At 61.6% G+C, this 12,975-nt stretch carries 12 protein-coding genes; 5 read left to right on the top strand and 7 right to left on the bottom strand.

The features are described from left to right. Positions 1–173: 173 nt before the first annotated feature. Genes VGI36_18515 through VGI36_18525 form a run of 3 tightly spaced genes read right to left on the bottom strand, consistent with a single transcriptional unit; the run spans position 174 to position 4,121 of the window. Positions 174–1,373, bottom strand: a complete 1,200-nt coding sequence (locus VGI36_18515) for a glycosyltransferase (GenBank protein ID HEY2487141.1) — start codon at positions 1,371–1,373, stop codon at positions 174–176. Then, positions 1,370–3,067: a lipopolysaccharide biosynthesis protein gene (locus VGI36_18520; GenBank protein HEY2487142.1), complete on the bottom strand. Its 1,698-nt coding sequence runs from the start codon at positions 3,065–3,067 to the stop codon at positions 1,370–1,372. Before VGI36_18520 ends, VGI36_18515 begins: the two co-directional genes overlap by 4 nt. Positions 3,068–3,074: 7 nt before the next feature. Next, a complete protein-coding gene (locus tag VGI36_18525; GenBank protein ID HEY2487143.1) occupies positions 3,075–4,121 on the bottom strand; it encodes a glycosyltransferase family 2 protein in 1,047 nt (348 codons plus the stop codon). A gap of 269 nt (positions 4,122–4,390) precedes the next feature. Here VGI36_18525 and VGI36_18530 point away from each other — a divergent pair, with 269 nt between their 5' ends. The 5 genes from VGI36_18530 to VGI36_18550 all read left to right on the top strand — a co-directional run bounded on the left by VGI36_18530 (position 4,391) and on the right by VGI36_18550 (position 9,495). After that, a complete protein-coding gene (locus VGI36_18530) occupies positions 4,391–4,828 on the top strand; it encodes an NAD(P)-binding protein (protein ID HEY2487144.1) in 438 nt (145 codons plus the stop codon). Next, positions 4,825–5,886 carry an SDR family oxidoreductase gene (locus VGI36_18535; protein HEY2487145.1) on the top strand — a complete coding sequence of 354 codons (1,062 nt, stop codon included), beginning with the start codon at positions 4,825–4,827 and terminating at the stop codon, positions 5,884–5,886. The genes VGI36_18530 and VGI36_18535 overlap by 4 nt, the downstream gene beginning before the upstream one ends. 67 nt (positions 5,887–5,953) lie before the next feature. Next, on the top strand, positions 5,954–7,249 hold the full coding sequence (locus VGI36_18540) for a DUF4910 domain-containing protein (protein ID HEY2487146.1): 1,296 nt from the start codon (positions 5,954–5,956) through the stop codon (positions 7,247–7,249). Further along, positions 7,236–8,186 (top strand): SDR family NAD(P)-dependent oxidoreductase, encoded by a 951-nt coding sequence (locus VGI36_18545; protein HEY2487147.1) that lies wholly within the window; start codon positions 7,236–7,238, stop codon positions 8,184–8,186. The genes VGI36_18540 and VGI36_18545 overlap by 14 nt, the downstream gene beginning before the upstream one ends. Beyond that, a complete protein-coding gene (locus VGI36_18550; GenBank protein HEY2487148.1) occupies positions 8,179–9,495 on the top strand; it encodes an FAD-dependent oxidoreductase in 1,317 nt (438 codons plus the stop codon). The genes VGI36_18545 and VGI36_18550 overlap by 8 nt, the downstream gene beginning before the upstream one ends. A gap of 87 nt (positions 9,496–9,582) precedes the next feature. On the opposite strand, the gene VGI36_18555 is transcribed toward VGI36_18550, so the two are convergent. From VGI36_18555 to VGI36_18570, 4 genes are all read right to left on the bottom strand, one after another. After that, a complete protein-coding gene (locus VGI36_18555) occupies positions 9,583–10,233 on the bottom strand; it encodes a PIG-L family deacetylase (protein ID HEY2487149.1) in 651 nt (216 codons plus the stop codon). Next, entirely contained in the window at positions 10,230–11,042 is an 813-nt protein-coding gene (locus VGI36_18560; protein HEY2487150.1) for a hypothetical protein, read from the bottom strand. Before VGI36_18560 ends, VGI36_18555 begins: the two co-directional genes overlap by 4 nt. Continuing rightward, positions 11,039–12,298, bottom strand: a complete 1,260-nt coding sequence (locus VGI36_18565; protein ID HEY2487151.1) for a class I SAM-dependent methyltransferase — start codon at positions 12,296–12,298, stop codon at positions 11,039–11,041. Before VGI36_18565 ends, VGI36_18560 begins: the two co-directional genes overlap by 4 nt. Before the next feature lie 37 nt (positions 12,299–12,335). Next, the coding region (locus tag VGI36_18570; GenBank protein ID HEY2487152.1) for an exopolysaccharide biosynthesis polyprenyl glycosylphosphotransferase at positions 12,336–12,975 on the bottom strand (640 nt) is incomplete at its 5' end.

The following is a 12,975-nucleotide window of genomic DNA, read 5'->3' on the forward strand; positions in this document are numbered from 1 at the left end:
ACCACTACACAGCCACCGGCCGCCAGGCCGACCAACAGTGGCGCCGCGGCGGAGCTGACCCCGGTCGCGATTGCTATGACCGTCACGCAAGCAACCCATAGTGCCGATGTCATTCGGGGCAGCTGTGACGGAAGCGGAATATACAGTTCACCCATGGCAGGTCATCCGCTGGCCTAGCTGATCTTCGGTGGCAACGGGACGCCGGAGCGCCGAGCGCATGCCATCGCTGAGCTTATTGTGGCCCGGTAGGCCTCGCAGACGGCCTCCCATGAGTACAACTCGCCCGCACGATCCTGCGCCCGCGAACTGAGCGACGCCTGCAGCGAGGCATCGGTTAGCAGGGTTTCCACTGCGCTTGCGATGCGCTGCGGATGCGGTTCGACAAATAGGCCCGCGTCCTGGAGGACCTCCCTGTTGAATATCGTGTCCCTCGCAATTGTCGGAGCTCCGCATGCCATGGCTTGGACAAGGGCCGGATTGGTACCTCCTACACTGTGTCCATGGAAATACGCCCCGCAGTTTTGCCATAACGAGTAGAGCTTGCGGTCATCCGCGAGGTGTCCCAGCCAGATGACGGCCCTATTCGATGCGGAGAGGGAGCGAACTCGATCTTCAAGTGGCCCACCGCTGCCGGATGATCCGACAATCACCACCGGATACCGCTGCGCTATCTGTTCTGCAGCGTCGAGAAATTCAGCGATTGTGTTCTCCGGCACAAAGCGGGCGACCAACAGCGCATATCCTCCCCTCTTGAGTCCTGCTATCGGTTCGAGTTCTCTGTCCGGCAGGTCGCCGCCATATGGTATGAATACGCTGCCGCGACCAAAATTCTCCTCCCAGAACGCACCGATCTGCTTCGAGTCGGAGATAAGAATGTCACCGAATCTTGCGGTGAGTTGGGCACCGCGCTCGAAAACGGCCTTACCGAGCCTGCTCCATTTGTCCCGTTGCCACTCGATTCCATCCACGTTGACCACAGACGGAATCCGACGCCGCCGGAGGATTGGAAGCCAGTATCCGTTGGCGACGTTCATAACCAACGCGACATCCGGCCTTCTCCTCGACGCATCGAGGATCGAGGTCACGCCGAATGTTAAGGTGCTCAGCGATTTTGATTCAATGCCCCTGGTGGCCAATGTTCTGATATTTTCTCGTTGGTATTGGGGCGAATTGACTGTGCGACCTGGACGGCCGTAGACGGTAACGTCCCAGCCGCGATCGGCCAGAAACGGCGCGAGCTTTCGTACCAGGGTTTCGAATCCGCCGTAGAAGCTGGGGTATCCGCGTGTGCCTATGATCGCAACCGAACCAACCGGCTCGTTCGCGCTTGCGCTGCCTGCGTCGCGACGCGCGTCAGCAGGAATGGTGGTCATAGACGTAGACCTCCGATTTCAGAGGTTTCATCTCTGTTAGCCGCCGGCTCTGTCAGTCGTTCGTCTGCGCCGCGCGATTGGTCCTTGCCGCCGCCGCGAAATCGGGGCAGGTAATCAAGCTGCCATCCCAGGATTGCGTAGATGGCGCAGAAGATGGCGCTGGAGAGCAAGAAAGGTACTAGAGCCGATGCACGATCTTGCGGCATAGCAATAATACCTATCGGCAGCGCCGCGAGCGTTGCGACAGTCCCCAATGCGAACGGACCTCGAATGGCGCGTACATATTCTGTCAATGAAATTCCCATTCGGGATTGAAGGAACCACAGCCCGAGCAGGTCGCTGACAATGATCCAGCATCCGTATCCCGCAACGATTCCCTTGAATCCAAATGCTTGGGCGAGTGGCAGCGCCACTGCTACACCGATGGCGGTGGCTGCGATCGCTGCGCCGGCGATGGTGCCGGATCGCCCGATCGCGAGCATGCTCGCGGAACAGACACCCGTTGACACGCTGACGGCAACCCCGGGGGCAAGGCCAGCAAGAACCATCACGACGCCGTCGTGGCGCTCGCCCAGCCAGAGGGGAACAGCGCTAAACGACGTGGCGCACAAAAGTAGCGGCAGGGATATGGCGACCGCCGCGTTACGGCGTGTCAGGCGAGAATACTGGGCGACAATCGCGGCCTTCCCGCCGAGCGCGTATGCCCTGGTGAGGTGGGTCGTCAGCGCCACCGAAGCGGCGGCCCCGAACGTCTGGGCTCCCTGTACCAGTCGGCTGCCTAATTCGTAAACGCCTGCAGCTGCCGGGCCGATGACGATACCGGCGATGAGTTTGCCGGATTGGAACTTCATGATGTCGGCGGCGCCGAACACCCACACCTTGATTCCGTAGGTCAAGATCTCCCGCGCCAGGGCAGCCTTCGGCCGGCCGATGACGATCCGGTGCTCGTCGAAAAGAATAGTCGCCACGACCGCGCAGAGTCCGACGCCCGATCCCACGGCGGTGCCCAGCGCGAAACTGCGCAGGGTCGGGCTGCCGACCAGCGCGACCACTCCACCAACAACCTGCGCGACCACAAGAACGGCAACGCCGATGTTTGCCGCCACGAAGCGACCCCGGCCGTTCGAGGCTCCCGCAAGAGCCCTGCCAAGCAGCCCGCAGATCAGCATGGTCATCGCGGACACAACAAGGAACTGGGCTAGCGCTGCATCGCGCGTGCGCAGAATCTGGTTCAGCAAGCCGGGAATGAGCAGCGGAACCGCGTACAGTACGCCGCTGAATCCGATCAGCGCGGCAAGGCAAACACCGACGACGGAACGTTCGCTTTGAATATCCCCGCGTGCATGGAACAGGGCGACATATCGGTTGGCCGCGCGGGAGACCCCAAAATCGAACATAGCCGCGCACTGCGCGATCGCGGCTGTGATCGACCAGATACCGAAGTCGTGCAGTCCGAGCCGACTGACGACGTATGGTGTGGCGACCACATTGACGCCGGACCCGGCAATCAGGGGAAGTATCTGGGCAGCCGCTCCCAGCTTGAGCGACTGCACGCCGCGGACGGCAGACTGCCCATTCGTGTGGGTGCCCCCAATGTCGATCCCGCCGCTGCGTCGGTAAACCTTCCATCCGCGTCGGTAGTGATTGTCATCAAGACACGGAATCTGCGAGGGGGGGCCGCTACCGCTAGTCACCGAGGCCTTACTCGAACTCAAGGCGCCGCCCCAATGCTAGATAACCCGCTTGGGTCGCGAAACTCATGGCGCGTCGGGCGCGCAAATGGCGGGGGGTCTCGAGAAGCACCTTCGGCATTCGAGCGCCGGCTTTCAACCAGAGCGTGAAGGCGCGTAGGCGCAGCCTGGGGCTCAGCGCTTCACTTTGCACCAAGCTGGTCAGCACCAACATGATGTCGAGCGGATACGCCGTCTTATATGCGCTGGTCTGCGAACCAGCATCATGGTGCCAGCGAACCGTGAGTTCGTCCTCGACGAAGGCCGCATCCGATCGACAGAGGACCCTTAACCACAGATCGATATCCGAGAGTAGTGGCGTCTGTGGCCGGAAGCCACCGACCTCAATCAAGGTCGCCCGTCGAACCATGACCGAGGTCGGTTCGCCGATGGGGTTCCCGCCTCCGCCGGCGGCGAGGTACCTGCGAACCAGATCGGAGCCCTTGTTGACGGGGCGCAGCGGTCGCAACGGTCCTTCGAGGCGGCCATAGCGCGCCTTCCAGGATTCGTCCGCGCTCACTACGCGTCTCGGCGCAAACGCCAGCCCCACATTGTTCGCGTCGAACAAAGGGACCAGCGTTTCCAGGCAATGAGGAAGCAGCCAGTCATCCGCATGCACAAACTGGATCAATTCGCCCCGCGCGACGCTCACGCACTTGTTGTGGTTGCGCACCCCGCCGAGGTTCGTTTCATTTCGCACCAGCCGGATCCGCCGGTCCCGGTAGCCCAAGACCCGCTCAACCGTCGCGTCGCTCGAATCATTGTCCACCACAACACATTCGAATTCCGTATAGGTCTGCGCCAATACGCTATCGATGCTCCGCTCGATGGTGTCGGCGCCGTTGTGCACGGGAACGCAGACACTCACCTTGGGCGAGGAACCATCGGCGGCCGCGGGGACCACACCGGTCGTCGGTGCTGCCGCCGCGCCATTTGCGGCGCTCATTGCAGCGCCGATGCCCTGCGAGTTGCCAGCCGAGGCCTTCGGGGCCTCGGACTGCCTGGTCACGACCGACACGTGCTTCTCCTAATAGGACCGAACGACGCGAAATAAGGCGACCGCCGCTGCGGTGGTGTCCGGGCGCGGCGATCATGACGGCGGCAACAGTGCAAACCCATCATTCGCATCTCCGCCCACTATACATACTATTAGAATGATGCGGAAGCCCTAAACGGGTTCGCGGTATGTATGATGTAGTTCACGAGACCTCGTAAGCTAGCCGAACCGGCAACGGCGTTTCCGGCAACGGCGCAGCCCACCGACACCCTCTACTCAGGAGCCCGCGGATGACCGAAGCCCCCATTGTCATCGTCGGCACCGGATTCGCCGGGTTCGGGGCCGGCCATCGGCTAGAGTCTGCTGGCCGGCCGTACGTCGTATACGACCGCAACGCCTTCATCGGCGGCCACACGGCGAGCCACGAACTCCCCGGCGGATTCGTCTTCGACGAAGAACCCCATATTTCCTTCGCCAAAGATGAGCGGATCCAGCAGATCCTTGCTGACGCTGTCTGCGGGCGGTATGAGGCTGTCCAGATAGGAGGACAGCTACTGGCAGGGGGATCGCATCCCGATCCTGGCGCCCGAGCAGATCGCGGCGACGAAATCCGATTATCTGTTGATCCTTCCTTGGAACTTGAAAGACGAGGTCATGCAGCAACAGAGTCAGATCCGATCCTGGGGCGGCGCTTCGTAGTCCCAATCCCGAAGGTCGAAGTTCTATGAAAATCCTGGTTACCGGTACTGAAGGCTATATAGGCACGCGGCTCGCTCCGCTACTGATCGCCGACGGACACGAAGTGGTCGGACTGGACACGGGCTATTACCGCGACGGCTGGCTGTATAGCCCGACTCCCCAGCCCTATATAACCCCGCGGCTGTTGAACAAGGATCTGCGCAGTGTGGTTCCCGATGACGTGGAGGGGTTCGACGCGGTGGTGCATCTCGCCGAGCTCTCGAACGATCCGCTGGGTGAAAACAAGCCCGAGGTGACTTACCGGATCAATCACGAGGGTTCCGTCAACCTCGCGCGAATGGCAAAGGCCGCCGGAGTCTCGCGCTTCGTCTACGCATCCTCGTGCAGCGTCTACGGTCTAGGAGTAGGCGACTGGCTCGACGAGACTTCTCCTGTCAATCCGCAGACCGCATACGCGAAATGCAAGGTCATGGTGGAACGGGATGTCAAGCCGATGGGCGATTCGAGTTTCTGCGCTACTTTTCTGCGCAACGCGACGGCTTACGGCGCCTCGCCCCGCATGCGATTCGATATCGTTATCAACGATCTGTGCGGGCTCGCTTGGACCAAGAAGCGGATTGCGATGACGAGCGATGGCAGTCCCTGGCGGCCCGTAGTACACGTCGAGGATATCTGCCTTGCGATACGCCTGACGCTGGGCGCGCCGCCCTCGACGGTCAACGGCGAGGCCTTCAATGTAGGTTCGAACGCAGAGAACTACCGTATCCGCGACATAGCGCAGACCATCGCGTCGGTGTTTCCGGGGTGCGAGGTCTCGACGGGATCGAGCACGGGTGACAATCGCAGCTACCGGGTAAAATTCGACAAGATCCGCAAGCATCTGCCGACGTTTGAGACGCAGTGGTCCGCCCTGCAGGGTGCGCAGGAACTGCGAACCCTGTTCGAGCGAATCGAGATGAGCCCGGATACATTCGGCTATCGCGCATTCACGCGCCTGAAGCAGCTGCGCTATCTGTCAGATACGGGGCAGATAGACGACGAGTTCCGCTGGTCCGAAGCGCGCAATTCGGCCGCCCTGCCGGTCTGAGCGCCACGTGTTGAGCGCAACGGGACAAACGGCGGCCGGGCATGCAACTCCGCGGCTGGAGGGCTCTTTGGAAGTCACGACAAGAGAGCTCAGCGCCGGGATTGGAGCCGAGGCGCACGCGCTGTGCGCGGCGCTCTATCCATTCTGCCGCAGCCTGACCGGGGAAGGCGTGCGGCAGACGTTGCGTAAATTGCGCGAAATCATCCCGCTTACGATCAACGAAGCGCCTTCGGGGACTCAGGCCTTCGACTGGACGGTGCCCGACGAATGGAATATCACGGATGCGTACGTGCTCGATGGCAGCGGCAACCGGATCATCGACTTCAAGGCGAGCAACCTGCACGTGATCGGCAACAGCGCGCCGATCGATGCGCGGATTTCGCGCGCGGGACTGCTGAAACATCTGCATACCGATCCAGCCCATCCGGACTGGATTCCCTACCGGCACACTTACTACCGGGACTCGTGGGGTTTCTGCGCGCCTCATAGCGTGCTCGAAAGTCTCAATGAACCGGAGTACCGGGTGCGCATCGATGCGCGCATTGCACCCGGCAGCCTGAGCTACGGCGAGCTGCTGCTGCCCGGACGTGAGCGCGGCGAGATATTGATTTCGACTCACACATGCCACCCCTCGTTGGGCAACGACAATCTTTCCGGAATTGCGGTCGCGGCATTGCTGGCGAAGAATTTGGCCGGATGCGATCGCAGGTGCGGCGTGCGCTTTGTATTTTTGCCGGCGACTCTCGGTCCTCTGGTGTGGCTGTCACGAAACGAGGAGCTGGCCGCCTCGATACGCGGCGGACTCGTGCTCGCAGTTTGCGGGGACGCCGGTGAGCCTACCTATGTGCGCTCGCGACGTGGGCGTGCACTGATCGATCGCGCCGTCGAGCACGTATTCATGCACAGCAGTCCTAAAGCATCCATTCGAGACTTTGCTCCGACCGGCTACGATCAGCGCCAGTACTGTTCTCCCGGATTCGATCTGCCGATGGGAGGCTTCATGCGCACGCCGAACGCCGAGTACGCGCAGTACCACACCTCGGCGGACGACCTCGAACTCGTCCGGCCCGAGGGGCTCGGCGACTCCTGGCGACTAATACGGCTGGCGATCCACATTCTGCAGGAGGACCGTCGGTATCTGAATCTCTCGCCCAAGGGCGAGCCACGGCTCGGGCCGCGCGGCTTGTTCGCGGACGCCGAGCGACTGGGACTGCTGTGGATTTTGAATTTGTCCGACGGACTGCACACACTTCTGGACATCGCCGAGCGCTCGCATATGCCTTTCTGGACCTTGCACGAGGGTGCGCGCCGGCTCGAGGAGAGCGGACTCTTGCGAGAGGTGAGCGAACGTGACCCGGCCTGAGAACGGATCCTTCCACGAAGCGACGGCGCTCGTGACCGGCGCAGCGGGATTCATCGGCAGCGCCGTCAGCGCGCGTCTGGCCGCAAGCGGGGCCGTCGTCCATTCGGTGAGCCGCCGCCCCAATGGCCCCGCTTCGGCGCAGCACCACTGGAGTCTCGACATGTCGGATTCATCCGCGGTCATAAAACTCATCAACAGCGTACGGCCCGACTATGTATTCCATCTCGCAAGCCACGTTTGGGGTGCGCCTGACCTTAAGCACTTTCTACCGACGTTTCACAGCAACCTGCAGAGCAGCGTCAACCTGTTTTACGCGCTGGCGGAGACGGGCTGCAAGCGCGTCATCACGACCGGTTCGCTCGTCGAGCCCGATGCTGGTTCCGGCCAAAGCATTCCGAACTCTCCGTATGCCGCCGCAAAATGGGCCAGCGCCAGTTACGCGCGCATGTCTCACGCTCTTTACCAGTTGCCCGTCGCGATCGCGCGCGTATTCATGGTCTATGGGCCGGCGCAGCAGGACGAGGGCAAACTTGTTCCGTACGTCATTCGCTGCCTGCAGCGTGGGCAGGCGCCGATGATTTCCAGCGGACGGCATGTAATTGACTGGGTGTTCGTCGACGATGTCGTCGAAGGCTTCATGAAAATGGCGACCAGCGAGGACATCGGCGGCCAGTCGGTCGACCTGGGCACGGGAATTCAGACGACGACGGCCGACCTGGTCGAAACGCTGTGCGACCTGATGGGCGGCAACATTCGGCCGGTTTACGGGGCGCTCCCCGATCGCCCTCTGGAGCCGGTGCGCGTGGCCGATCGCGAGCGGGCGTTCGCGCAGATCGGCTTTCGATCCCAGGTCCCCCTGCGCGAGGGTCTGCAGCGCACGATCAACTGGTACAACACTCATCCCGCGCCCGCGGCGGAAGAGAAACAACATGTCTGAGAAGTTGATAGCGGTCCTGGGGACCGGGATGTCAGGGTTCGGCGCCGCTTACACGCTCGACGCCGCGCGCCGCCCGTTCGTGAGCTACGACAAGAACGATTACCTGGGCGGGCATACACGTTCGTTCCGCTACGACGGCGGGTTCGTTCTCGATGAAGGCGGACACATCTCCTTCACGAAGCACCAGCACGTCAAGGACATTCTAGCCAACAGCGTTGCGGGTGATTTTGAGGAGCGTACGCTCGCCATCGACAATTACTGGCACGGTCTGCGCATTCCACATCCGGTACAAACCAACCTGCGCGGCCTACCGGCCGATCTGGTGCGCCGGATCATTGCCGATTTCGATCTGGCAGCCGCACAATCGACGCCAGATCCGAAAACGCAGACCTATGCCCAATGGCTGCACACGACATACGGCAAGACCTTCGCCGAGACATTTCCGATCGTCTACGGCACGAAGTATCACACGACGACAATGGACCGGCTCGTGACGGATTGGATAGGTCCGCGCATGTATCGGCCGAGCCGGGAGGAGATGCTGCGCAGTGCGACAGACGGACCGGTTCCGGGCTCGCATTACGTCGATGCGTTTCGCTACCCATCGCACGGCGGCTTCATGACCTACCTGGAGCCATTTGCCCGAAGCTGCGATGTGCGGCTGAATCACAAAGTCGTGGGAATCTGCCCGCAAGCGCGACAGTTGCGCTTCGCCAACGGCACGGTTGCCGCTTATTCCGAACTGATCTCCTCCGTGCCGCTGCCCGATCTGGTTCCCATGATTGACGGAGTGCCGGCTGAAATCGTCGCGGCGGCGGAGCGCCTCGCGTTCACAACGGCGGCGCTGTTCAATTTCGGAATCGACCGCGAGGATTTATCCGAAACGGCGATCACCTATTTTTACGATGAGGACATAGTGTTCTCCCGCGTCAACCTGCCGCATATGTTCTCGCCGCACAATGCACCGCCAGGGTGCGGCACCATCCAGGCCGAGATCTACTTTTCGGACAAATACAAACCGCTGCGGGGAAGTCCCAACGACTACGTGCCGGAAGTGGTCGCCGGATTGCGGCGCTGCGGCTTCATCCGCGAAGGGGACCGGATCCTTCTGCAGGAAACCTCGATCAACCGCTATGCAAATGTGATCTACGACTTGGATCGCGCCGCGGCGGTCAAGGCGATTCATGGCTTTCTCGATGAGCAGCGGATTTTCTATTGCGGGCGCTACGGAGATTGGAATCACGCCTGGACGGACCAGGCGTTCATCAGCGGTGAGAACGCCGCGCGTAAGGTTCTCGAGCGCCTCTGATCTGGTAGCGGCCCGCAGCCGCCGCCACGTCGTTCGGTTTCTGTCGCGATTCGACCGAAGCGCAGCCGGACGGCGTGCCCGCCCATCTCACAAACCTCCGAAGGCGACGACCGACTTCTGCAGGACAAATGCCTCAGCATGGGGGCTACGGCACTGCACGCCGCGCAGCCGAGACAGGCCGAGGAACGCTTCCTCGTCGAACCAGTCGTGCGCCGCCTGGGACGGGTAGTGCTTATGCAAAAGGCGGGCCTTCTCCTCGGCTACCTCGGCCGATAAAGGATGGAACAGAGTGGGTTGCGGTGTGTCCGATTCCCACTTGAGGATCTCGTAGCCGAGGATCAGGTGGTCCCTGAATTCTGTGGGCAGGAGCTCAGCGAGCAGCCTATGGTCTTGGTGAGCGTCGCCGCGATGCGGGCCGAACACTACCCGCGGATTGCATGATCTACGAAACTCGTTGAGGGCATCCTTGATTCGTTCCCAATGCGCAGGTGCCCGACCGTCCGGAATGTCGAGAATGCTCACCTCGACGTCCGCGCCGGTGCAGAGGGCGACGAGCGCCTCCGACTCCTCGGCTTCGCGTTCGGTGCCGCGGCCCGACAGCACCAGCCCCCGTACCCGCAGTCCCGGCTCGGCCGCGGCCAAAGTCAGCAGGGTGCCACCCATGCCGATCGCAATGTCGTCACAATGCGCGCCGACGGTCGCGATCTCACCAAGTGCGCCGGTAAAAAGTTGGATCATCTCGCCGCGAACGCGTCGACTTTCGTCTCAGCGGCACGGCGCTCCCATAGCATCCATGGACGCTCGCCGCGGTGATACGCATCGTCGAGTTCGGCCCGCTCCTTGAAGGTGTCGGCGGGCGCCCAGAACCCTGTGTGCTTGTAGCCGAACAGCCTTCCCTGTCCCGCCAATGTTCCGCAGGCATCGGCGACAAGATCTCCGCCGGGAGGCAGGAAGTCGAAGACCTCCTCGGAAAGCACGAAGTAACCGCCGTTAACCCACACCGATAGATCGGAAACTGGCATGATGTCCTTGACCTCGCCGGCCTCGCTGACATCGACGCAGTGAAACGATTGCTGCGGCGGGACCACCATCATCGACACGGCCGCGCCCGAGGCGTACAAGTTCTCGATCATGTCATTCAGCGGAGCATCGGTGAGCACGTCGGCATAGTTGGCCAGGAAATGCTCGTCGCCGTCGAGGTAGCCGCGAACACGACGCAGACGCTCACCGATTGGGGATTCCAGGCCGGTGTCGACGAAAGTGATCGACCAGTCACTGATATCGGAATTCAGTAGGTCGATCCGGTTGCCGCACATCACGAAATCGTTGGATGCCGACTCCTTGTAGTTCAGAAAGAAGTCCTTGATGTGGGACGCACCGTATCCAAGGCACAGGATGAAGTCCTTGTGGCCGAAGTGGGCGTAGTACCGCATCACATGCCAGAGCAGCGGACGCGGACCGACCATCTGCATCGGTTTCGGTATGTCGTCGTGAATGCTGTTGCGCATCCGCATGCCGTACCCGCCGCAAAAAAGGACAACCTTCATTTCGTTTGCCTCCCAGTGGCTTCGGATTCCAAGATGGCTGCGTTGTGCAGGGTCGGGAGTGGAAAGAGGAGTTGGCCTCCCCAGTCGGCGATGTAGCGGAGCTGGTCGGTCAGCTCGGTTTCCAAGTTCCACGGCAGCGCGAGCACCACGTCCGGTCGGTCCTTGGCGATCATCGCTGGATCGTGAATCGGGATGCGTGTCCCCGGGGTGAATTTGCCATGTTTGTACGGATTCCGGTCGACGGTGTACTCGAGCAGGTCGCTGCGGATCCCGCAGTAATTAAGCAGAGTGTTGCCCTTGCCCGGGGCACCGTAGCCGACGACCCGCTTGCCTTCGGTCCGGCACTCGAGCAGGAATCGCAACAGATCGTGGCGGATCGCCTCGGTTCGCGGACGTAGTTGCAGATAGCCGTCCACCTGATGCAGTCCGGCCGCTTCCTCGATCTCCAATACTTCGGCTACCCGCTCACTCGGTGCCCCGGCGGCCTTTTCGGGACGGGCCCAGATGCGAAGGGACCCACCGTGCGTGGGTATGAGGTCAACGTCGACAACGGCCAGACCGGCAGTGGCGAGCGCACGCATTGCCGACAGGACTGTGTAGTACTGGAAGTGTTCGTGATAGATCGTGTCAAACTGGCCCAGGCTGACCAGGTTTAGCGCGTGGTGTACCTCGATGCTCAGCCAGCCGTCGTCGGCGAGCAGTCCGCGCAGGGACCGGGTGAAACCCAGCAGATCGGGGATGTGTGCATAGACGTTGTTCGCGATGACGAGATCTGCTGCCCCGTGCTCGGCGCGCACGCCGCTTGCCAGCCACTCGTCCAGAAATTCGATTTCCGTGGGCACACCGCGCGCACGAGCGGCGGCGCCGACATTTACCGAAGGCTCGATTCCCAGGCAGGGTATGTCCGCGGCGACCACGTGCTGCAGCAGGTAGCCGTCGTTGCTGGCGACTTCGATGACAAATGAGTCGGTTCCGAGCCCGAGCCGTTCGGCGGTTTCGTCGACGAAAATCTTCGCGTGTTGCACCCAGCTGTCCGAAAATGAGGAAAAATAAGCGTATTCGGTGAACGTGTCCGCGGGCGTGATCAGCGCTGGAATCTGCAGAAGCAGGCAGTCCTCGCACAGCCGCAGGTGCAGCGGGAAGGTCGGTTCGGGAAGGTCGAGTTCGTCGATAGTGAGCAACTTTTCGCACGGTGGAGTCGCGCCCAGGTCCAAGACGCTCAGCAGTCGGTTTGAGTCACACAGACGGCAGCGCACCTAATCCTCGATTCTCTGTATCTACCAAACCCGGCGCTCAGTACGCCCCCGACGCACCGCAAACCACCGAGACGGTCTTCGCCGCAATGACCAAATCGCTTAGCATCGACCAGTTCTCGACGTAAGACAGGTCCAGCCTCGCCGAGTCCTCCCAGGACAGGTCGGATCGGCCGCTGACCTGCCACAGCCCTGTAATGCCGGGACGCACCAGCAGCCGGCGACGTATCCGGTGGTCGTAGGTTTCGACTTCGCTCTGCAGTGGCGGGCGGGGTCCGACCACGCTCATGTCCCCACGTAGTACGTTGATGAACTGCGGAAGTTCATCGATGCTGTACCGACGCAGAATCCTGCCCACCCGAGTGACTCTGGGGTCTTCGCGGATCTTCAACAACACACCACCGACACTGTCGTTGAGGCCGGCCACCTCCGCCAGTCGCCGGTCGGCGTCGACAACCATGCTGCGGAACTTGATCATCCGGAACGGCGCACCGTCCAGGCCGATGCGTTCGGAACGAGAAAAGACCTGGCCCCGACTAGTTACCTTTATCGCCACCGCAGAAGCGATCAGGATCGGCGACGCCGCCAGCAGCGCCAGCAGCGAAAAGCAAACATCGAACGCGCGCTTCTGAAACCGCTTGGCCCCTTCATATTGCGGCTTGTCAACGTGGATCAACGGT

The sequence above is a fragment of the Candidatus Binataceae bacterium genome, assembly GCA_036495685.1.
Lineage (GTDB): Bacteria > Desulfobacterota > Binatia > Binatales > Binataceae > JAFAHS01.

Coding starts and splice junctions, on each gene's coding strand:
- VGI36_18560 (HEY2487150.1), bottom strand. CDS start 11,042: ATGAAGGTTGTCCTTTTTTGCGGCGGGTACGGCATGCGGATGCGCAAC.
- VGI36_18550 (HEY2487148.1), top strand. CDS start 8,179: ATGTCTGAGAAGTTGATAGCGGTCCTGGGGACCGGGATGTCAGGGTTC.
- VGI36_18515 (HEY2487141.1), bottom strand. CDS start 1,373: ATGACCACCATTCCTGCTGACGCGCGTCGCGACGCAGGCAGCGCAAGC.
- VGI36_18555 (HEY2487149.1), bottom strand. CDS start 10,233: ATGATCCAACTTTTTACCGGCGCACTTGGTGAGATCGCGACCGTCGGC.
- VGI36_18535 (HEY2487145.1), top strand. CDS start 4,825: ATGAAAATCCTGGTTACCGGTACTGAAGGCTATATAGGCACGCGGCTC.
- VGI36_18530 (HEY2487144.1), top strand. CDS start 4,391: ATGACCGAAGCCCCCATTGTCATCGTCGGCACCGGATTCGCCGGGTTC.